Source organism: Corynebacterium sp. MSK004, from assembly GCF_030232515.1.
Taxonomy (GTDB): Bacteria; Actinomycetota; Actinomycetes; order Mycobacteriales; family Mycobacteriaceae; genus Corynebacterium; species Corynebacterium hesseae.
The window spans coordinates 1-20382 of the sequence record NZ_JASPKB010000014.1 but is presented as its reverse complement, the minus strand read 5'-3'; the positions used below and the strand labels follow the sequence as shown (position 1 = coordinate 20382).

Sequence of the window (20382 nt, the reverse complement as noted above, 5' to 3'; positions counted from 1 at the left end):
TTCATTTAGCCCACGGGCTTTTCATGGGTCTAACCTCAAAAGCTGATAGCCCAATAGAAAAGGAGTCTTGTTTTCATGCGGCTGAAGCGCCAACTGCCCAACGTGTCCGAGCTCAAGAACCTCATGCGGTTCGAAGCACCCAACCTCGACCGCCGGGCAGCACGCCTGGCAGAGGCCGCTGATGTGTGGGATCTGCGCAAGATTGCCAAGCGCCGCACCCCGAAGGCGGCCTTTGACTACGTCGATGGCGCCGCCCGCGATGAGGTCAGCTACCGCGAATCCCGCGATTTCTTTCGCGACGTTCGCCTCATGCCCAACGTGCTCAACGGCGCACACGACATCTCTTTAAACACCGAGATCGCCGGCGAGCCGGCAGCATTGCCCTTCGGCATCGCGCCGACCGGCTTTACCCGCTTCATGCATGCCGAAGGCGAGGATGCCGGTTCCCAAGCCGCCCGCGACGCAGGCATCCCGTTTACGCTCTCCACGATGGGCACGCGCTCGGTCGAGGAGGTCGCGGCGTCGCAAGGCGCTAGCGGTCGCCGCTGGTTCCAGCTTTACCTGTGGAAGGACCACTCTGCCTGCCAAGAACTCATCGAGCGTGCTGCCGCCAACGGTTATGACACCCTCGTGGTCACCGTGGATACGCCCGTGGCCGGCCAGCGTCTGCGCGATACCCGCAACGGCATGCGCATCCCGCCGCGCCTGACCGCCGGCACCGTCTTCGACGCCGCGTGGCGCCCCGAGTGGTGGTTCAACTTCCTCACCACAGACCCGGTCACCTTCGCGTCGTTGACCTCGACCACCGGCACCCTGGGCGAGCTGGTCAACACCATGTTTGACCCAGGCCTCAACTTCGAGGACCTCGCGTGGATTCGCAAGCAGTGGAAGGGCACGCTCTTCGTCAAGGGAATCGTCAACCCCGAAGACGCACGCAAGGTCATCGACCTTGGCGCCGACGGCATCGTGGTCTCCTCCCACGGCGGGCGCCAGCTCGACCGCGTGGTCAACACCCTCCAGGCTCTTGAGGCCGTGCGCGCAGAGGTGGGCCCAGACGTGGAGATAATCTACGACTCCGGCATCATGTCCGGCGTCGACATCGCCATTGCGCTGGCTCTGGGGGCGGACTTCGTCCTTATCGGCCGCGCCTACCTCTACGGGCTGATGGCCGGCGGCAAGGAAGGCGTGGACCGCGTCATTGAGCTGTTGGCAGAGGAGTTCAAGAACACCCTCCAGCTGCTCGGTGTGAAGAGGATCGAAGACCTGTCTCGCCAGCATGTGGTCACCCCGTGGGAGCCGGGCGCGCTGGCATTCGGTGCGGGAAAGGATGCGCCGGTAGAGTAGGCACCCGTTTGGTGAGGAGGTTCTGCTGTGCCTGAGGGTGATTCCGTTCTGCAGCTGTCGCACCGGCTGCAGTTCATGGAAGGCCGGCGCGTGACCTCCTCCTCCCTGCGCGTGCCGCGCTATGCCACCGTGCGTTTCGACGGGCTGGTGTGCGAGGAGGTCTGGCCCTATGGCAAGCACCTCTTCATGGATTTCGGCGGCGAGCTCATCCTGTATACCCACCTCAAGATGGAAGGCACGTGGGCCATCCACTATGCCGGGGACCGCTGGCGCAAGCCCGGGCACAGCGCACGCGTGGTGCTGCAGATGGAGAACACCCCGCGCGATATTGAGTTGGTAGGGCATTGGCTAGGGCTGGTCGAGGTCTTTCCAGCCCGCGAGTTTGAACAGCGCATGGCGCACCTAGGCCCCGACATCCTCGCGCCAGAATGGGAAGAAGGCGGATTCGAGGAGGCCGTTCGCCGCATCGAGTTGCGCCCCGAGCGCAGCATCGGCGCGGCCCTCCTGGACCAGCGCAACGTGGCAGGCTTGGGCAACGAATACCGCGCCGAGGTCTGCTTCCTGGCCGGCGTTCATCCAGCAACACCTGTAGCGCTTGTCGACGTCCCCCAGATCCTCACCATCTCCCGCCGCCTCATCTGGGCCAACCGCGACTCCCCGGTACGTGTGACCACCGGCGTGAAAAGGGCAGGGGAGACCACCTATGTCTTCGGGCGCAACCGTCAGCGCTGCCGACGCTGCGGCACGCTGATTGAGAAGTCCACGCTGGGTGGTGTGGATGCCGGCGGTGACGAAGGGGAGTTAGAGCGCGTCATCTGGTGGTGCCCGCACTGTCAGCCGCGTCGCTAGGCTGGGATGCATGAAGATCATTTTGAACATCATCTGGTTGGCAACTGGTGGCCTTGTCCTCGCACTGGGCTACTTTCTCTTAGGCATCCTGGCCTGCATCCCCGTCGTGACGATTCCTGCCGGTGTGGCCTCGATGCGTATGGCGAATTTCGCGCTGTGGCCCTTTGGGCGCTCCGTCATTCAACCGGTCAAAGGTACCGGTGGCATGTCTCGGTTCTCTAACGTTGTCTGGTTCCTTGTCGCTGGCCTGTGGTTGGCTATCGGCCACGTCACCACTGCAGCGGCGCAGGCCGTGACCATCGTGGGCATCCCGGTGGCTCTGGCCAACCTGAAGATGATCCCGGTGACCTGCTTCCCGTTCGGCCGCAAGATCGTGGACTCTGACCACATCCCCTTTGGCTGGGAATCGATGATCAAGCTCTAACGAGTATCTCTCCGGTTGCGGGGTTGCCTGGGGTACTTTAGGGTTCTGAGTCATGGGGGATTTAGAGACCTATTTCTCCTACCGCAACTCGGGGATTACTTTAGTGGGGCAAGCGGTAGGAGGAGAGAAACATTTACGCGCACTCGGCGCTTCATCAGCTGACGCCGCCGAACTGGCGCGCTTAAACTACATCTACTTCGGCGCCACCAAGTTCACGGGTAAGCAACGCACGGCCCGCAGCCGAGCTTTAGAACAAGGCCATGACCTGGCCACGCTGAGCCTCATCGAGGCCTACACGAAGAAGCTGAAGAATCAGCTGCATGCGTGGAACCTACGGGTCAAGCTTGCCGGCACACCGGCACCGAACATCCCAGCCGTGGCGGCCAAGCGCTTAAAGGAACTCAAGCCTAAACGTATCCCCACGCCCGGGGTACGCATGACCTACCGCGCTGACGGGCCGCACTCGCTCACCATTACTGATGACCCCATGACAGTCACCGAAATGCGTGGAGTGTTGGAATCCATCAATCAGGACAACCTGCTTGACGCTTCCAGGCACGTTTTCTTCAACAAATCTCACGGCGGTACCAAACCTGCTGTTCTCACCAGCGTGGTCGTCACCTTGGACAAGCTCGACAAAATTGTTAGCGGCGATGGTGATGACATCGTGCTTGAGCTAACTAATGGCGGCCGGATGACCGGCGCGGAGTTTCTGAACTACAAGTTCGCCGAGATCGGCTACGTAACCCTCATCCACCCCACGATCGGGCCGGTGTGGCTGCACCGGATGAAGCGTTTAGCCGGGTTTGAGCAGCGCATGATGGCCAGCGCCGAGCATCCCACCTGTGCCAGGAAGGGATGTAATAAACCTGCTGATTATGCCCAGGTGCATCACCTAGTGCCGTGGAAAGCAGGAGGTACCACCGATCCACCGAATCTGACAATGTTGTGTGCCTATCACAACGGCGTCAATGATGACGACCCAGAGAAACCAACAGGTGCTGGCTACGTGTTTAGGATTCGCGGCGGTGTGGACTACATCCCGCCCTGGGGAGAACCAATCACCGCTCAAGTGGCATATCAAGCCGCACAACGCGGACTCGGACCGCCCGGCGGGTAAACCGCCACGCGGGCGAGCCCACAGGGGCCGCCCGACAGGTCAATCGTCACGCGGGCGCCCACAGGGCCTCCGCGGCGTTGGCGATCCCACATGTCGATTGCGCGTTAAAAACGCGTGAACCCCCGACCGTTCGGCCGGGGGACGTCGCCAAGCAGTGCTTAGCGGTGCTTGCGGTACCAACCGATCAGAGCATCGGTGGAACCATCGCCGGATGCGGCCTCCTCCTTGCCGGAGACTGCCGGTGCCAGGTCATTAGCCTGCTGCTTGCCCAGCTCCACGCCCCACTGGTCGAAGGAGTTGATGTCCCAAATGATGCCCTGGGTGAACACGATGTGCTCGTAGAGCGCGATCAGCGCGCCGAGGGCCTGCGGGGTGAGTTCCTCCGCCAGAATGGTGGTGGTAGGACGGTTGCCCGGCATCACCTTGTGCGGGACCACGGCTGGGTCCACGCCTTCGGCGGCAATCTCTTCTGCAGTCTTACCAAAAGCCAGAACCTTGGTCTGTGCGAAGAAGTTACCCATGAGCAGGTCATGCATCGAGCCGGTGCCGTCGGCGGTGGGGAAGTCTTCCTTCGGGCGGGCAAAGCCGATGAAGTCCGCCGGGATGAGGCGGGTTCCCTGGTGCATGAGCTGGAAGAAGGCATGCTGGCCATTGGTGCCCGGCTCGCCCCAGTAAATCTCACCGGTGCCGGTGGTGACAGCGGTGCCGTCGCGGCGCACGGACTTGCCGTTGGACTCCATAGTCAGCTGCTGTAGGTAGGCAGGGAAGCGACCGAGGTCCTCGGAGTAAGGCAGCACCGCGTGGGTCTGCGCACCAAAGAAGTTGGAGTACCAGACGCCGAGCAGGCCCATGAGCACCGGCACGTTCTGCTCTAGAGGCGCGGTGCGGAAGTGCTCGTCCATGGCGTGGAAGCCCTCGAGGAAGCGCATGAAGTCCAGTGGGCCGATGGTGCACATCAGGGACAGACCAATAGCGGAATCGACGGAGTAGCGGCCGCCCACCCAGTTCCAGAAGCCAAACATGTTCTGGGGGTCGATGCCGAACTCCGCGACCTTCTCCGCGTTGGTGGAAACGGCAACGAAGTGCTTGGCGACGGCCGACTCATCACCATCAAACTGCTCAATCAGCCAGCGGCGTGCAGCGTGAGCGTTGGCCAGGGTTTCCTGGGTGGTGAAGGTCTTGGAGGCCACGATGAAGAGGGTGGAGCCGGCGTCGAGGCCGTCGAGAGTCGCTGCGAGATCCGCCGGGTCGACGTTAGAAACGAACTCCGCGCTGATACCCGCTACCTCGTAGGAACGCAGCGCCTTGGCAGCCATGGCGGGGCCCAAGTCGGAGCCGCCGATGCCGATGTTGACGACCTTCTTGATGGTGTGGCCCGTATGCCCCAGCCACGCACCGGAGCGCAGCGCAGTGGCGAAGTCACGCATGCGGCCCAGAACCTCGTGGACGTCGGCGGCGACGTCTTGGCCGTCGACGCTCAAGTCCTTCTCCACAGGCAGGCGCAGCGCGGTGTGCAGCACAGCACGGTCCTCGGTGTTGTTGAGGTGCTCGCCGGTGAACATGGCATCGCGGCGGCCCTCGACGTCCGCGGCGCGGGCAAGATCCACCAAAGCGGTGACGACTTCCTCATCGATGAGGTTCTTCGACAGGTCCACGTGCAGGCCCGCAGCATCGAAAGAAAAGTCTGCGGCGCGGGAAGCGGAGTTGGCAAAAAGCTCACGCAGGTTGAGGTCCTTCTTGCTCTCAAAAAGCGAGGTGAGCGCGGCCCACTGCGGCTGAGCGGTGATGTCCATTGCAAAAGCCTTTCTGGCAGGTAGCAGACATGAAACTTACTGTGTCCACCGTAGTCCAGAAATCTCTTCGGTGCCGAGACAGAAGGCTGCGCTGGGTTGAGCTAGGCGTAAAGCTTGAGGCCGAATTGCTTCATTGTGTTTGCGATCTCCATGGCGCCCGTCTCGGAGCCGGAGTAATCGTGATAGTCGCCAAAGGACACGACCCCTGCTGCATATAGTTTGCCGTCGATGGAGGCGTAGACAGGACCACCGCTATCACCGGTATCGCTGTAGCTGCCGAAGGTGAAAAGCCCTTGATCACCGAATCGGTCGATGAAAGGGTCGCAGGCAATGCCTGCTGTGGAACCGGCAAAGCACAACGTGGGCTTCTTTCGCGTGATTTCTTCCAGGCTCATCCATCCGGCTAAAGGCGCATTGAGCGCCGGTGAGGTAGATACTTCGGCGTCGGGGTTGGACACTTCGATCAGCGCAATGTCGGCCGAGTTGATGCTATCTGTGTTGGTGTTGCTGGCCTTCATTACCATCTGGCCTATCTCTACCTCGCTGCCGGAGCGATCTTCATAGTAGAAGCTGTCGCCCTTGTCCCCGCAGTGTCCGGCGGTAAGGATAAAGAGGCGCTGCCCATCGCCGGCGAAATGACCGGTAGAGCACCGGCCATCATTCGTGCGGTTATAGATAGCCGCACCCGGCGTCAATACTCCCACGTCCATGTAGTAGTCGGCTTTTAGTGCGTTGTACAAGTTATTGCGGGGCTCAAGCAACTCTGCATGGGGGATTTCAGTGGAGTTATCCCAGATCGCATCGCCGTCGAGGACCTCCTCGAAGCCTTGCGTTGTTCCGGATGCTCCGGAACCTTGTCTGCGTTCGGAGTCGCTGACGGAGGGATGGTCGAGTGGAGTAGCGGAATTTGAGGTCTCAGGTGAAGAAAAGCTGCCGCAGGCGGTCAAAACTAAGGCAGTGACAGCTGCGGTGAGAACAACAGCGGGGCGAGAGGACACATGCATGCTGAGAGCTTAAAACACCGCTAGTTCAGGTGCGCGTGCGTTGGGGATTAGTCCGAGTTGGTGCTAGATTAGCCGAGCTTGCCGCGCCCCAACCGCAGCAGGGCAGAGGCAATCGCGGGGCCCTCCTCGCCAAGCTCGTCGCGGAACTCATTGAGGATGGCAATTTCGCGGGTGTGTACCAAACGGGTACCGCCCGAGCTCATGCGCGTCTTACCAATCGTGCGGGAAATATCGGTGCGGCGCTTAATAGCGTCGAGGATAACGCGGTCGAGGCGGTTGATCTCCTCGCGGTAGCGCTGAATCTCGGCATCGCTGAGCGGGTCATCCGTGCCCGAGGGCATGCGAATGTCGAGGCCGTTGTCCACGACGTTGGGGTCTTGGTGCTCGGGGTTTAAGCCCGAATCTGCGGTGTCAGGATGTGAAGCGCTCATGAGTGAAGATTGTGCCACCACGTTAAGACAAACGGGAATCGCGTGCCGTGACGTCGGTATTCGTCGATAAGAAGCGGCGTGGACGGCAATGTCCGGTGGTGCTAGTAGGTTGGAGAGCATTATGAACAACACTTCTCCGTTTAGGCCTCGTTCTTCGTCTGATCCTTCCGCCGACACCTCCGCCGGTGGCCTGTTTCCCGCGCCCGGGCACAACGCGGATGCCCCTTCCAGTCAGGGAAATGATCCTCTGCTGGAAGGTTTAAACCCGCAACAGGAAGAGGCCGTGACGCATTCAGGTTCGCCGTTGCTCATCGTGGCCGGCGCGGGCTCGGGAAAGACCGCGGTGTTGACCCGTCGCATTGCTTATCTCATGCGCGAGCGCGGGGTAGCGCCGTGGCAGATCCTCGCCATTACCTTTACCAACAAGGCAGCCGCGGAGATGAAGGAGCGCGTCGGCCAGCTTGTCGGCCCCGTGGCTGAGCGGATGTGGGTGTCTACCTTCCACTCCATCTGCGTGCGTATCTTGCGCAACAATGCCCAGCTGGTGCCGGGGTTGAACACGAACTTCACCATTTATGACGGCGATGATGCGCGCCGGCTGCTCACCATGATTGCCAAAGACATGCAGCTGGACCTGAAGAAGTACTCTGCACGTGTTTTGGCTAACCAGATCTCGAACCGCAAGAATGAGCTCATTTCCCCGGAGCAGGCCCGGGCGGAGGCAGAGCGGACGAAGAATCCTTTTGAGCTCACTGTGGCGAGCGTGTACGAGGAGTATCAGCGCCGCCTGCGCGCCGCGAACGCGGTGGATTTCGACGACCTCATCGGGGAAGTGGTGCGTATCTTTAACCAGCACCCGCAGGTGGTGGAGTTTTATCGCCGCCGCTTTAAGCATGTGCTTATCGACGAATACCAGGACACCAACCACGCGCAGTACGCGCTCGTTTCGGCCTTGGTGGGCAGGGGCGAGCTGCCGCCGGATGCCCCGGAACTGTGTGTGGTGGGTGATTCTGATCAGTCGATCTATGCCTTCCGCGGAGCCACCATCAGGAATATCCAGGAGTTCGAGCGGGACTACCCGCAAGCGCACACGATTCTGCTTGAACAAAACTACCGTTCGACCCAGACCATCCTGAACGCGGCGAATGCGGTGATTGCGAAGAATGAGGGCCGCCGCGAGAAGAATCTGTGGACCGCCCACGGCGAAGGCGACAAGATCGTCGGGTATGTGGCGGATAACGAGCACGACGAGGCGCGGTATATCGCCTCGGAAATTGATTCCCTGGCGGATAAGGGCACGGCGTATTCCGATATTGCGGTGATGTACCGCACCAATAACGCCTCCCGCGCGTTGGAGGATACCTTCGTGCGCTCGGGTATCCCGTACAAGGTGGTTGGCGGCACGCGCTTCTACGAGCGCCGCGAGATCCGGGACATGGTGGCTTACTTGCGCATCATGGATAATCCGGATGACACGGTGAGCTTGCGCCGCATCATCAACGTGCCAAAACGCGCCATCGGTGACAAGGCGCAGGCGCAAATCGCCCTACATGCGGAGAACCTTGGCGTTAGTTTTGGGGCGGCTCTCCGTGATGCGGCCGAAGGAAAGGTCGCAGGCCTTGGCACGCGGGCGGTCAATGCCGTCACCAAATTCAACGAGATGATGGACGGCGTGCGCGCACAGATTCCGGGCATGGTCAATGAGGTGACGGGCCAGCCGGATTTGGGGGAGCTGCTCAATGCGCTTCTGGACGCCACCGGCTACCGCGCGGAGTTGGAAAACTCCAATGACCCGCAGGATGGGGCACGCCTAGACAACCTCAACGAGTTGGTATCGGTGGCCCGCGAGTTCAGCTCTGAAGCCGCCAATGAAATGGCCTTTATGGGCGCGGACGCAGAGGAAGCCCCGGAGCTTTCAGAAGGCGAAGCCGCGCCGGGCTCGCTTCAAGCGTTCCTCGAAAAGGTTTCGCTCGTGGCTGATGCGGACCAGATTCCAGATCATGAGTCCGGGGTAGTGACGTTGATGACCCTGCACACCGCGAAGGGCCTTGAGTTTCCCGTCGTTTTCCTCACCGGTTGGGAGGACGGTCAATTCCCGCACATGCGTTCCCTGGGGGACCCGAAGGAGCTCAGTGAGGAGCGCCGCCTTGCCTACGTGGGCATTACGCGTGCTAGGGAACAGCTCTACCTCACGCGTGCGATTCTCCGCTCGTCTTGGGGCAACCCGGTGACGAACCCGGCCAGCCGCTTCCTCGCCGAGGTCCCTGAGGACCTCATCGACTGGCGCCGTGAAGAACCGGACAGCTCGCTGTCCAGTGCGTGGGGCGGAGATGATTCCTACCAATACGGGCGAACCTTCGGCTCAGATAGCGGGTTCTTCCGTTCCCGTGGCGGCGGCTATGGCTCGCGGAGCGCTGCGTCTTCCCCTTCGCAGCGCTCGCGCAAGCCAGCTTCGGCGACATCAATGCCGAAGAATAACCATCTCAATTTAGTTGTGGGGGACCGTGTCAACCACGCAAAATACGGGCTAGGCACGGTCATCGAAGCCTCCGGTACCGGCGCGCGGGCGACAGTCACCGTGGACTTCGGCTCAGCAGGCAAGGTCCGCCTCATGCTCATCGGTGGTGTGCCGATGGAAAAGCTCTAAGGCTTTAGATGTGGATGCCGCGCTCGCTGAACCACTCCACCGGGTCAACGGCTGCGCCGCCGCCCGGGTGAACCTCGAAGTGCAGGTGCGGGCCGGTGGAGTGGCCCTCGTTGCCGATGACGGAGATTTGGTCGCCGGCCTCGACGCGGTCGCCGACGTCGACCAGCAGCTGGTCGCTGGGCATGTGGCCGTAGACGGTGATGGTGCCGTCGTCGTGCTGGATGCGGATCCAGTTGCCGAAGCCCTGGGCTGCGCCGGAGGAGATGACCTCTCCATCCATGACGGCGTAGATGGGCGTACCGATTGGGTTCGCCACGTCGATGCCATTGTGGAAGGAACCCCAACGCGGTCCGAAGCCGGAGGTGAAGGTTCCGGAGGTCGGAAAGACCACGGTGTTACCGTTTGCGTCCTGGCTGCGGGTAGGGGTGAGGCCGGAGTGATCGCCTTGCGGCGCGAAGGCTTCAGCGAGTCCGGGAATGCTGGAGGGGTCGAGGACGATATCGAGGCCGTCCTGCGTGGAGTTGATCTCTGGAGTGGATGCCCCGTTGAGGGCCCCGGCCGTCGAAACGAGCAGCCCGGAGAATGCTTTGAAGAGGTCGGCCTTGGAGTCTTCCTTGACTTCGACGTCGTCGGCAGTCGGGCCCTGGCTGGACCCGTCGGAGACATCCACGCTTGCTGCCGGTTCGGCAGCGAACGCTGGGGCCGTCACGGTGGCGGTGGTGACCGCCATGGCGGCGAGTGCGCTGAGCGTGCGCTTCATTACTTCACGTCCTTAAGTCCTGCGGTGGCTCGCTTCCGCCGTCGTAGCCGGCGGAAAGCCTGTGAGCGATAGGATGCGGCCATATCAGCCGCGTTGTGCCTCGAAGTCTGCGACACGCCGGTGCGGTTTCGGCCGTGTGCTGAGCTTCCGTGGCAACGAGATACAAACTATCCCGTGCTATCACCCTGCGCAATGCGCAAAAATGCAGGTAAATACAGGAATTGTTCGAAAAACTATCGAACAGCCCAGCGTGTTACGTGTGTGAAAGAAGTGAAAATTGTTACAGGGGTAAAGTGAAGGTTTAAAGAATGGGGGTAGGGGTTGGGGGTGTGAAAAGAGTTGTTCCCCGGCCGAAGGCTCGGTCGGGGAACGGTGGGCCACGAAGGCTAGGTCAACGAACGCGACTCGCTGCGATCCCGTGCGGTGAGCGGGGCTGTCTTATCGCTGCGATTGACCGCGGCCGCTATAGCGGCGGCTATGAGCGGCACAACAAGCACGGCGAGGAACTGCCACCAATCCGGGGTGAAGTAGTCCTGCGGGCGCAGGCCATGTGGGGGTTCAGAGAAGGTGAAGGCGGACCTATCAGTGAAGAGGAACGTGCCAAGGTGTCCCGCGATCACTCCGAAGAGCATGCTTGCGGTGGCCACTATCCAGGTTTGCCACGCGGCTACCTTGGACATCAGCGAGGGGTGCGCGCCAATCGACTGCAGCACGGTGCTTTCATGGCGCATGGTGTTAGCCGCATTGGCGATGATGAGCGCGAGCACGATGAGGCAGATGATTCCCATTCCTAGGCCGAGGTAGTAGCGGAAGCTCTCGGGGGAGGAGACACCGAACTCCAGTGAGTATCGCGACTGCGAAGCGCTCGCTGTTAGGTCTCGCAGCTCCTCTCGCTCTGCTTCGCTCGGCGCCTCATCCAACGCCAGGGCCTGGCCTACGTAGAAGGGCTTCATGTTCAGCTTTTGAGCGGCCTGCTGGCTAATCAGGACCACGTCACGATCCACGGTAGGCAAGGCCTCAACAACTGGCAGATCGGCGTTGTGGGCTCCGCTTGGCTCTTGACTGTCGACGCGGTTATACGTCTTTACGGTTACCGTGCCGTGTGTCTTGTCCCCGACGTGGCTGCTGTGGGGGAGCACGATGCCGCCGGCCTCCAATGTTTGTGCCGCCGCACGTCGATCCTCTTCCGAGTCGAACTGCCACAGCTCGAGCTGCGAGGAATCAGCTTGGATCATCCTGCTTTGATAGATCAACGGGCTATAAGGGAAGGTCGTCATCAACTCGTGCGCGCACTCTTGGCGGGCCTCCTCGGACTCATCGGTGCGCCGCCCTTGGTTGTCCACGAAGACTGCCCTCTCAACCGGTTTGCTGAGATCGACCTGTGAGCACTGGTAGTCAAATTCGGTGCTGAGCTCATAGAATTCACCATCGTCAGGAAGGCTAAAAGACGTGGTCCACGAGGGGAAAGCATAGAAGGAGTGTGTGCGAGCACCGGTAGCCTGCTGGATGGCCTTTACCGCTGCGCGTTCTTCCGGCGTAGAAGCCTGCGTAGGTTGGTCAAACGTCGTCTCCTCAATCAGCGCTGTGGTCTCCGGCATAACAAGCGCTTCTTCGGCTACGCTCTTTGCGCTATCGGTCATGACGCCTACACCAAACAGGGAGGCTGTGAAGGAGACCGATACGAGAGCGATGGACGTCGGCAAGGCATGCATGCTGCGCCGGGTAAGGCCGCGCCCGGCAAGGCGCAATGCGAGTGGGCCTCGGCGAGACAACAGGGAGCACAGGAAGACCAAGGCCGGGGCAGACGCGGCAACCGCGATGACTCCGAAGAGAGCCAGCACCGTGGGGATGTACTCTCCCCAGGGAGTGAAGCTGAATAGTACGAGCAGAAGAAGGAATGCAGGGCCGATGGCCATCCACTTCCTAAAGCGCAGCAGGCGGTCGGGAGAGGCTCCCTGGATTGCAGCGGAGAGGGCACCACGTTGTGCCAACCATGCGGGAACGATGGAGACAATGACACAGCCTGCCACCGCCACGAGCCACGCGAGAGCAATCGCTAGGAAGGGCAGGCGTGCAGCAAAGTCCGGATAGCGGGCTGTCCACCACACCCACGAGACCGTGAGGCCAACGATCCCACCGATGGTGGCGCCGATTAGTCCCATCAGCAGGCCATAGGCCATCACTGCGAACATGATGTGGCGTGGTAATGCACCCTGGCTCGACATCAGCGCGTACAGGCGCGTATTGCGTCCGGTAGCCAGCGTGAAGACGGGCGCGAGAAGGAAAAGGATGAGCAATCCGGCGATGGCGTAGAGGCCGAAGAAGAAAAGCACGAAAAGAATGCTGCTCAGGATTCCACCAAAGGAATCCGACTCAGAATCGGGTCGGTCCGTATCTCGCAGCTCCGGTGCCCAGATTTCCAGCCCAGCTTCATGGGCGCGGTCGGCGTCCTCTTTGGTCAGCGGCGTGTCACCCACGATGACCCAGGAGGTGCGTATCTGAAAGGACGGGTCGCTGAGAGCGTCATTGAGGGTGGGGGAGGTGACAAAGTCATAGTTTTCGGGAGCAATGGCCGCGACTGTGGCTTGGCGATCGCCGCTGAGGGCGTTGGTGCGCACGGTGATGACGTCTCCGACGGAGGCGTCGATCTTGCGTGCGGTCGAACGCGACAGAACTGCCTGGTTGGGGCCAAGGTTGAATTTATCGACGGCCTCCTGTGCCGGTTCCGGCGGATTCTCTGTGTCGAACTGATCTACCCAGGAGTTGGTTGACTTCCCATTATGGATAAGTGACGTGCTAGAAAAAGTGGTGACCGGGCTGACGCTGAGGCCTTTTGGCAGCACCTGGGCGGCCAGGCGGGGAACGTCTTCGTTGGCAATGTCCTGACGCTCGTTGCTCACCTGAAGGGACCGATCGGGCGAGCTCAAGGCTGCGGAGAGCCGTCCGGAGGAATTATCAAAGAGCGCAATTCCGATGACTAGGGCCACCGGCAAGGCAATGAGCATCACGGCGGCCAGAGTGCGCCATGGATGAAGCTTGAGATCACGCCTCGTCGGGCGGGTAGCGGCATTAATGCCGGACATATTAGCGCACCTCCTCGCCGGTGAGGCGCCCGTCGCGAACCATAACGACGCGGTCGGCCCAGCCCGCGAAACGCGGCTCGTGGGTGACCAGAATGCCGGAAGCACCGGCGTCGATACGCGCGCGTAGAACCTTCATGATCTCCTCGCCCGTCGAGGTATCCAAGGCACCGGTGGGCTCATCCGCGAGCAGAACTTTGCGCGGTCCAATGAGCGCGCGGGCAATCGCCACGCGCTGGGCCTGACCACCGGAGATTTCCTCGGGGAAGCGGTCAATGGTGCCGTCGAGGCCGACCTCGCTCAGCGCTTCCTCTGCTGCCTCACGGCACTGCGCAGGCGATAGGCCATCGAGTTCAAGGGGAAGGGAAACGTTTTCACCAACGGTCAGGGAAGAAACCAGGTTGAAGTGCTGAAACACGAGGCCCAAGTGGCGGCGTCGGGCAATTGCGGCCTTGGCTTTGGAGAGCTGGGAGGCATCGGCGCCGTCGAGAAGCACGCGTCCCGATGTCGGCGGTTGCAACAGTCCTGCGACGTTGAGCAGGGTGGATTTGCCGGAGCCGGAGGGGCCCATGACGGCTACCAACTCGCCCGGTTGTAGCTGCAGGTTGACGGAATCCAGCGCGGTGACCTGGCGAGCGCCGCTGCCGAAGATACAGGTGATGTTTTCGAGTTCGAGCGGGAAAGGAATGTGCTGGGTGGTGGGCACGGAGTCGGGGGTCATCGCGGTTCCTCCTCGGCGGCGGTGGGGGTGGTCGGGTTGGTCAGAGATTCCACGCGGTCGAGCCAACGTGAGAGAGATTCCAAGTCGAAGATTTGGCGCTCCACGGCCAAGCGCTGGGCGCTGCGCTCCGCAGGCAATTCCGAGGCTCGGCGGTTGAGTTCGCGGAGCTGGCGAACGGTGGCGAAACGCTGGGCGTCAAGGACGGCGATAACGTCGACGTCGGAGCGCCGAGCGGCAAGGGACACTTTGAGCACGAGCTCATCGCGTTCGATGGCGTCACTGTGCAAGGTGGACTTCCACCATTGCGAGAGCTCTGCGCGCCCGTCAGGGGTGATGGCGTAGCTGGTGGCGCGGCGCCCGGTGGGGCCGGTGAGCTCGCCGTCGGTGGCGATGAGCCCATCGCGCTCTAAGCGGCTTAGGGTTTGGGCTACTTGGCCCATGTTGAGCGGCCAGAGGTTGTCGAAGGTCTCCGCAAAGCGGGTCTTGATGTGGCTGGCTGTGGAAGGTTGATCACTGAGCAGCGCAAGAACGGAGTGTTTGACGGACATGGTCACCTCCTGCGCGGAGGACAAGGGGAGGATTAGTTAGGTGCATACCCGGTAAGTTACCGGGTAACTATCGGCTTGGCAAGAGGTTCCGGAACGGAGAGTGGTGTTTACCCCCGCCCGGTGTCCCGCGAGGTGGCGCGCGACCCTACGCGCCTGACCATCGGTGAGTGGGGTGAAATACGCAAAAGACGGCATAGAGCAGATTCGCTCTATGCCGCCTACGTGGTGTTGGAAGGTTTGGTCGCGTGAGTTTTAAGCGACGTCGATGCCGCGCTCTGCGAGCCACGGAACCGGGTCCACGGCACCTTCACCGGTGGGGTGAATTTCGAAGTGCAGGTGGGAGCCAGTAGAGAAGCCGAGAGAACCCATGCCGGCGATCTTCTGGCCAGCGTGGACGCGCTCGCCAACAGCGACGTCAAGGGTCTGCATGTGGCCGTAAACGCTCATGGAGCCGTCATCGTGCTTGATGCGGATCCACTGGCCGTAGCCGGAAGCCGGGCCGGAATCGATGACGGTTCCATCCATAACGGAAAGGATCGGGGTGCCCACGGCATTAGCGATGTCGATGCCGGAGTGGAAGGAGCCCCAGCGGGGGCCGAAGCCCGAGGTGAAGGTACCTTCTGCCGGGCGGGCTACGGAAGGCGCGCGGTTTGCCTCATCGGCGGCGGCGCGGGCATCAGCGGCCTGAATGGCCTTATCCAGCTGCGTGGACAGGTCAGCGACCGGCTTGGTTTCCGCGATGGAGAGGATCTGCGGTGCTGCGTCCTCGACGGCGGCCTGTGCGTCCTTGAGCGGATCGGTGTCTGCCTGCAAGGTGTAATCGATGGACTGCGCCTTGGTCTCGCCGGTGCCGGCGGATTGAATGGTGCCAGCTGCGGCACCGCCAACGCCTGCGGTAGATACGGCACCAGCCGCGATGGTCATAACCGCCAGGCGTCCCTTTGCGGTCTGCGAGGTGGTGATTTTGCGGTGGCGACCTGCGCTTCGCTGAGTCTTGCTTCGCATGAACTCTTCTTCCGTCTTAATTCACTATCGTCCAACCAAAATAATCGTTACGTCTAAATCTGGTTGGTTATCCGATTGTGACCTTCCTGTTACCAACGAGATGTAACAGTAGCGTCTCGACGGATGCAGAGCAACCCGGATTGCAGTTTTTCTTCTGAATATGCCGAAAGATTTCTATGTCATGATACGACAGCTGTTTCCTGTGAATGAAGTGAAGCTATGGTCAGGGAACCGGGCAGTCAGCGCAGAGGACGCAAGTAAAGGAGTCCCGCAGAGTTGTTGATTCGGGGGTGTATCGGATCAATCGGATCGGATATCGACGCGCCACCCCCGGTGGGGGAGGTGCTCGTGGCAAAGTGGACGCCGATGAATAAGAACACGAGCCCCCAGTCCAGGACGTCAGCTCGCCCCCGCGCGCATGTGCGTGGACGCGGCGATGGCGCTGAGCGCTCTGAGCGAGGCTACCGGCGAGACCGCCGGGCTCCTGCTGAGCGCATCAAGGGAATTGAATCGGATAAGGCTCGCGCTCGTCGCGCGCAGGCCCCGACGACGTTGCGCGGGCGAATTCGCCGCATGCTTATCGTCGTCGGCATCCCGCACCTCGTCGTGGTTCTGGGCATACTCGTGGTCGCTATCGCCGCGCTCCTCCTCACTAGCTCCCCCTTCGCGTGGCTGAACACCATCGTGGGGGAGGCGTGGATGGTGTTTAACCTGGCTCCAATCCGCGCTGGCGGGATTGATATCGGTGTCCTACCTGTTCTTCCTGCCGCCTTCTTGGCCTGGCTGGTAGGCCGCCGCGTTCGAGCGGCGGTTAAGGACAAGGTGAGTATTAATGACTTGCTTGTCCTGAGCTGTTGTGTGCTGGCGGTGCCGGTGGTTCTGACCATTATCGCGTGGTTGATGCTCTGGGATGCCGGAAAGGTTTATGACGTCTCTCCTCCGGAGTTGTATCGCGTTGTGCCCCGCATGCTCCTGCTACATGCTGCTGCTCTCATCGGAGGCATGGGCCCGCGCTTGTGGAAGGCCTTGGCTAAGCGCAGCGGGGTTCCCCGCGTATTTGTCGACGCCGCTCAAATCGGCCTGAGCTACCTTGGCTACCTTGGCGCCGCAGGGCTGGTTCTCGTTGTGATTATGTGGGGGTGTGGCTGGTCGCGCCAGGCTGAGATGCTCGCTAGCTATCCGGTTCTCACAGCGATGGGGACCGTGGGGCTTTTCCTGCTAAGTATTCTGTATCTCCCGAATGCCGCTGTTGCTGCGGGGGCGGTGCTGAGCGGTTCGGAGCTGCACATTGGGGAAGGCACCAGCGTGAGTCTGTTCAGCGGCCACGTAGTTCCACTCCCGCCGCTGCCGTTGGCCGCAGCTGTTCCTCCTTCAATCAGCTCGTGGTTCGCGGTTTTCTTGGTTGTTCCAGTACTCGCTGCGGTGGCGGCGTTTTATCGTCGCCGAGCGCTGGTGTCTTTCCACGTAGCGCTTGTTGCAACCATCACTGTTGCTGTGTCCTCTCTCGTGGCGTACTACGCCGTGTCCGGCGCGCTAGGCGTGTACGGCTACACCGGGCCCGAACTCTGGACTGCGGTGGGCTTGAGCTCCCTGTGGTGCCTCGTCGTGGGGTGTGCATTTGCGACGTCTCAGGCGGTGTCCGCATGGCGCGCTCGCCGCGCTACCGTCCCGGCTGCTGAGGCAGAAGCCCCCGCGGCCGCCGAGGAGGCAACGACAGACTCCACCGACACTGCTCAGCCGGAGCAGGATTCTGCAGTGCTTGGCGACGCCACCGCTGCCGAAGCGGAAGAAGCAGAGACTGACGCGGAGGAATCCAACCCCGACGAAGAAAGCGAAGCCGAGGCCGACGCTGAGGACGAAATAGAGGACGAGCAAGAGGGCCAGACTAAGGAGCAAGCTGAGGCACCAGTTGAGGAACAGGCCGAAAGCCAGACCGAAACCGACGTAATTGACGCAGAAGTCGTGGACGTAGAAAGTGCCGAAACCGAGGCTGAAACCGATGAGACCGCTGAAGCCACGGGGAAGCTCGACACAGACGCAGAGGAACACCAAGAAGCTGAAGGCCCCACAAAAGAGTAAAAATTCCGCGGTTCACGGCGGTAGCGGCTAGGCTGTAGCGCGTGACTACACCGCATCAGCCCGCTGCTATTGCCCACCTCAACGTTGTTGTTCTGGTTTCCGGAACTGGCTCGCTATTGCAGGCCATCGTCGATGGCCAGGATGAGCATTACAGCGTCGTGAAAGTCATCGCGGACGTGCCTTGCCAGGGCATTGAGCGCGCGAGGGCGGCGGGAATTGCCACCGAAGTCGTAGAGATGGGCGCTGACCGCGCCGAATGGAACCAACGTCTGGTTGCCGCAGTGGATGCTGCGCAGCCAGACGTTGTTGTTTCTGCAGGCTTTATGAAGATCTTGGGCAAAGATTTCCTGGATCGCTTCGAAGGTCGCACCATTAATACCCATCCAGCGCTCTTGCCTGCTTTCAAAGGCGCGCATGGCGTACGCGATGCGCTGGCTTATGGTGCCAAGGTCACAGGCTCGACCGTCCATTTCGTTGATGCCGGCGTCGATACCGGCTCCATCATTGCCCAGGAACCCGTCCGGATTCTGGCAGAGGATGATGAGGCCAGCTTGCACGAGCGCATCAAAGTGGTCGAAAGAGAACTTATCGTTAGCGTTCTCCGCGCGGCGCGCGTGGAGGGCGAAGCACTCAGCATTCAGCTCTAATTAATTCATTACCGCAAGGAAGGCTTAAGTCCCCGTACCATGAGCGAAGATCGTAAGAACATCAAGCGCGCGCTGATTAGCGTTTATGACAAGACCGGTCTGGAAGACCTCGCCCGGTCCCTCGATAACGCTGGCGTGGAGATTGTTTCCACCGGTTCCACCGCGAAAAAGATCGCAGACTTGGGCATTGACGTCACGCCCGTCGAGAAGCTCACTGGCTTCCCGGAGTGCCTTGAGGGCCGTGTGAAGACGCTGCACCCGCGCGTGCATGCAGGCATCCTGGCGGATACCCGCAAAGAGGATCACCTCAACCAGCTCCAGGAGCTTGAGGTAGATCCTTTCCAGCTCGTCGTGGTGAACCTGTATCCCTTCCGTGAGACGGTGGCCTCCGGAGCCGACTTTGATGGCTGTGTGGAGCAGATCGATATTGGCGGCCCGTCCATGGTGCGCGCGGCCGCCAAGAACCACCCCTCCGTTGCTGTGGTTGTAGACCCTGCGCGCTATGGCGAGGTCGCAGACGCCGTGGCCAACGGTGGCTTCACGCTGGACCAGCGCCGCGGCCTAGCCCGCGATGCCTTCCTTCACACCGCTGATTACGACGCCGCGGTGTCCGCATGGTTCGTCGATCAGCTCAGCGAGGGCGAGGAGACCACCCCGCTGCGCTATGGCGAGAACTCGCACCAGTCCGCGACTGTGACCCGCATCGGTGCCAAGGGTCTGGCCAATGCGACGCAGTTCAACGGCAAGGAAATGAGCTACAACAACTACCAGGATGCTGACGCCGCGTGGCGCGCCGCCTGGGATCATGAGCGCCCGTGCGTGGCAATCATCAAGCACGCCAACCCGTGTGGCATCGCGGTGTCTGACGAGTCCATCGCGGCTGCTCACCGCGCGGCCCATGCCTGCGACCCGATGTCCGCATTCGGCGGCGTCATCGCTGTGAACCGCGAGGTCACCGTGGAGATGGCGGAGCAGGTCAAGGAGATCTTCACCGAGGTCATCGTGGCCCCGTCCTACGAGGAGGGCGCCATCGAGGTTCTTAAGGCCAAGAAGAACCTGCGCGTGCTGCAAGCTGAGTACGAGGCTCCGCAGGTGGAGCGCAAGTACATTTCCGGCGGTGTGCTCACCCAAGAGCCGGATACCTACCAGGCGGAGGGCGATAACCCGGCCAACTGGACGCTGGCTGTGGGCGAGGCCCTGAACGAATCCGATCTAGCGCAGCTCGAGTTTGCTTGGCGCGCCGTGCGTGCGGTGAAGTCCAACGCCATCCTGTTGGCCAAGGACAATGCCACCGTGGGCGTGGGCATGGGCCAGGTCAATCGCGTCGACTCCGCCAAGCTCGCGGTTGAGCGCGCCAACACGCTGGCCGACGGCACCAACCGCACCGAAGGTTCCTTCGCTGCCTCGGACGCCTTCTTCCCGTTTGCGGATGGCCTCGAGGTTCTCCTCGACGCCGGTGTTAAGGCCGTGGTTCAGCCGGGTGGTTCCATTCGCGATGAAGAAGTCATCGAGGCCGCTAAGAAGGCTGGCGTGACCATGTACCTCACCGGAACCCGCCACTTCTTCCACTAGAGCCTGAACCAGAGCGTTCCAGCAAACTTCAACTGCCCTAGCTGACGAATCTAGCCGCGTAAATCGACGCGGAAGCGCTAGATTTGGCAGCTAGGGCAGTTGTGATCTCAGTTTCTTAAGCGCCCGTGATGGTCATAGGCGTGGTCGCAAGCGCGGCCGTCGAGGTTGGCTCGGAGCTTGTACCAGTCTGCTCCGTATCGGATGATTCGCGGCCCCAGATAAACCGGCCCTTCCGGTTTTAGAGTGCGTTGATTTTGTCCTGTAGTTGTCCGGAGTGGATCAGGCATCGCAAGATGTAGTGGTTGAGGTTTTTAAATCCTAGGGCGATGCCGCGTAGGTGTTCGAGTCTGCCGTTGAT

General features: G+C 61.2%; 16 protein-coding genes. 8 read left to right on the top strand and 8 right to left on the bottom strand.

Features of this window, described 5'->3' with window-relative positions; translation table 11 throughout:
* The first annotated feature begins 75 nt into the window (after positions 1-75).
* From QP999_RS13055 to QP999_RS13040, 4 genes are read left to right on the top strand one after another with little or no spacing between them, the layout of a single operon-like run.
* Positions 76-1344 carry an alpha-hydroxy acid oxidase gene (locus QP999_RS13055; RefSeq protein ID WP_284848455.1) on the top strand — a complete coding sequence of 423 codons (1269 nt, stop codon included), beginning with the start codon at positions 76-78 and terminating at the stop codon, positions 1342-1344.
* A 27-nt stretch (positions 1345-1371) separates the two neighbouring features.
* Positions 1372-2193 (top strand): DNA-formamidopyrimidine glycosylase family protein, encoded by an 822-nt coding sequence (locus tag QP999_RS13050; protein ID WP_070563317.1) that lies wholly within the window; start codon positions 1372-1374, stop codon positions 2191-2193.
* 10 nt (positions 2194-2203) lie between these two features.
* Positions 2204-2617 carry a YccF domain-containing protein gene (locus tag QP999_RS13045; protein WP_049155174.1) on the top strand — a complete coding sequence of 138 codons (414 nt, stop codon included), beginning with the start codon at positions 2204-2206 and terminating at the stop codon, positions 2615-2617.
* A gap of 52 nt (positions 2618-2669) precedes the next feature.
* Positions 2670-3737 (top strand): HNH endonuclease signature motif containing protein, encoded by a 1068-nt coding sequence (locus QP999_RS13040; protein ID WP_070563319.1) that lies wholly within the window; start codon positions 2670-2672, stop codon positions 3735-3737.
* A gap of 158 nt (positions 3738-3895) precedes the next feature.
* Here the strand turns inward: QP999_RS13040 and pgi are convergent, their stop codons facing one another.
* The 3 genes from pgi to QP999_RS13025 form a co-directional block, all read right to left on the bottom strand.
* A complete protein-coding gene (gene pgi, locus QP999_RS13035) occupies positions 3896-5530 on the bottom strand; it encodes a glucose-6-phosphate isomerase (RefSeq protein WP_284848454.1) in 1635 nt (544 codons plus the stop codon).
* Positions 5531-5631: 101 nt separating this feature from the next.
* Positions 5632-6534, bottom strand: coding sequence for a chymotrypsin family serine protease (locus QP999_RS13030; protein ID WP_284848453.1), 903 nt, complete (start codon positions 6532-6534; stop codon positions 5632-5634).
* A gap of 68 nt (positions 6535-6602) precedes the next feature.
* The gene (locus tag QP999_RS13025; protein ID WP_070686363.1) at positions 6603-6965 is read right to left on the bottom strand and encodes a chorismate mutase; all 363 of its coding nucleotides are present in this window, start codon (positions 6963-6965) and stop codon (positions 6603-6605) included.
* Between the two features lie 121 nt (positions 6966-7086).
* Here QP999_RS13025 and pcrA point away from each other — a divergent pair, with 121 nt between their 5' ends.
* Entirely contained in the window at positions 7087-9612 is a 2526-nt protein-coding gene (pcrA, locus tag QP999_RS13020; RefSeq protein WP_284848452.1) for a DNA helicase PcrA, read from the top strand.
* A gap of 4 nt (positions 9613-9616) precedes the next feature.
* Here pcrA and QP999_RS13015 read toward each other — a convergent pair whose 3' ends face one another.
* From QP999_RS13015 to QP999_RS12995, 5 genes are all read right to left on the bottom strand, one after another.
* Positions 9617-10372: a M23 family metallopeptidase gene (locus QP999_RS13015; protein WP_070520656.1), complete on the bottom strand. Its 756-nt coding sequence runs from the start codon at positions 10370-10372 to the stop codon at positions 9617-9619.
* 386 nt (positions 10373-10758) lie between these two features.
* A complete protein-coding gene (locus QP999_RS13010) occupies positions 10759-13455 on the bottom strand; it encodes an FtsX-like permease family protein (RefSeq protein ID WP_070597470.1) in 2697 nt (898 codons plus the stop codon).
* A gap of 1 nt (position 13456) precedes the next feature.
* Positions 13457-14173, bottom strand: a complete 717-nt coding sequence (locus tag QP999_RS13005) for an ABC transporter ATP-binding protein (RefSeq protein WP_070520666.1) — start codon at positions 14171-14173, stop codon at positions 13457-13459.
* Positions 14170-14721 carry a PadR family transcriptional regulator gene (locus QP999_RS13000; RefSeq protein WP_070520673.1) on the bottom strand — a complete coding sequence of 184 codons (552 nt, stop codon included), beginning with the start codon at positions 14719-14721 and terminating at the stop codon, positions 14170-14172. Before QP999_RS13000 ends, QP999_RS13005 begins: the two co-directional genes overlap by 4 nt.
* A gap of 252 nt (positions 14722-14973) precedes the next feature.
* Positions 14974-15726: a M23 family metallopeptidase gene (locus QP999_RS12995; protein WP_070520676.1), complete on the bottom strand. Its 753-nt coding sequence runs from the start codon at positions 15724-15726 to the stop codon at positions 14974-14976.
* A 348-nt stretch (positions 15727-16074) separates the two neighbouring features.
* Here QP999_RS12995 and QP999_RS12990 point away from each other — a divergent pair, with 348 nt between their 5' ends.
* From QP999_RS12990 to purH, 3 genes are read left to right on the top strand one after another with little or no spacing between them, the layout of a single operon-like run.
* On the top strand, positions 16075-17805 hold the full coding sequence (locus QP999_RS12990; protein ID WP_284848451.1) for a cell division protein PerM: 1731 nt from the start codon (positions 16075-16077) through the stop codon (positions 17803-17805).
* A gap of 41 nt (positions 17806-17846) precedes the next feature.
* Positions 17847-18452, top strand: a complete 606-nt coding sequence (gene purN / locus QP999_RS12985; protein ID WP_070531639.1) for a phosphoribosylglycinamide formyltransferase — start codon at positions 17847-17849, stop codon at positions 18450-18452.
* Between the two features lie 39 nt (positions 18453-18491).
* A complete protein-coding gene (purH, locus tag QP999_RS12980; protein ID WP_284848450.1) occupies positions 18492-20024 on the top strand; it encodes a bifunctional phosphoribosylaminoimidazolecarboxamide formyltransferase/IMP cyclohydrolase in 1533 nt (510 codons plus the stop codon).
* Positions 20025-20382: the final 358 nt, after the last annotated feature.

Excerpts from the sequence above, each read along its gene's own strand:
- QP999_RS13055 (WP_284848455.1), top strand. The coding sequence starts at position 76 with ATGCGGCTGAAGCGCCAACTGCCCAACGTGTCCGAGCTCAAGAACCTC.
- QP999_RS13045 (WP_049155174.1), top strand. The coding sequence starts at position 2,204 with ATGAAGATCATTTTGAACATCATCTGGTTGGCAACTGGTGGCCTTGTC.
- QP999_RS13040 (WP_070563319.1), top strand. The coding sequence starts at position 2,670 with ATGGGGGATTTAGAGACCTATTTCTCCTACCGCAACTCGGGGATTACT.
- pgi (WP_284848454.1), bottom strand. The coding sequence starts at position 5,530 with ATGGACATCACCGCTCAGCCGCAGTGGGCCGCGCTCACCTCGCTTTTT.
- QP999_RS13030 (WP_284848453.1), bottom strand. The coding sequence starts at position 6,534 with ATGCATGTGTCCTCTCGCCCCGCTGTTGTTCTCACCGCAGCTGTCACT.
- QP999_RS13025 (WP_070686363.1), bottom strand. The coding sequence starts at position 6,965 with ATGAGCGCTTCACATCCTGACACCGCAGATTCGGGCTTAAACCCCGAG.
- pcrA (WP_284848452.1), top strand. The coding sequence starts at position 7,087 with ATGAACAACACTTCTCCGTTTAGGCCTCGTTCTTCGTCTGATCCTTCC.
- QP999_RS13015 (WP_070520656.1), bottom strand. The coding sequence starts at position 10,372 with ATGAAGCGCACGCTCAGCGCACTCGCCGCCATGGCGGTCACCACCGCC.
- QP999_RS13010 (WP_070597470.1), bottom strand. The coding sequence starts at position 13,455 with ATGTCCGGCATTAATGCCGCTACCCGCCCGACGAGGCGTGATCTCAAG.
- QP999_RS13005 (WP_070520666.1), bottom strand. The coding sequence starts at position 14,173 with ATGACCCCCGACTCCGTGCCCACCACCCAGCACATTCCTTTCCCGCTC.
- QP999_RS13000 (WP_070520673.1), bottom strand. The coding sequence starts at position 14,721 with ATGTCCGTCAAACACTCCGTTCTTGCGCTGCTCAGTGATCAACCTTCC.
- QP999_RS12995 (WP_070520676.1), bottom strand. The coding sequence starts at position 15,726 with ATGCGAAGCAAGACTCAGCGAAGCGCAGGTCGCCACCGCAAAATCACC.
- purH (WP_284848450.1), top strand. The coding sequence starts at position 18,492 with ATGAGCGAAGATCGTAAGAACATCAAGCGCGCGCTGATTAGCGTTTAT.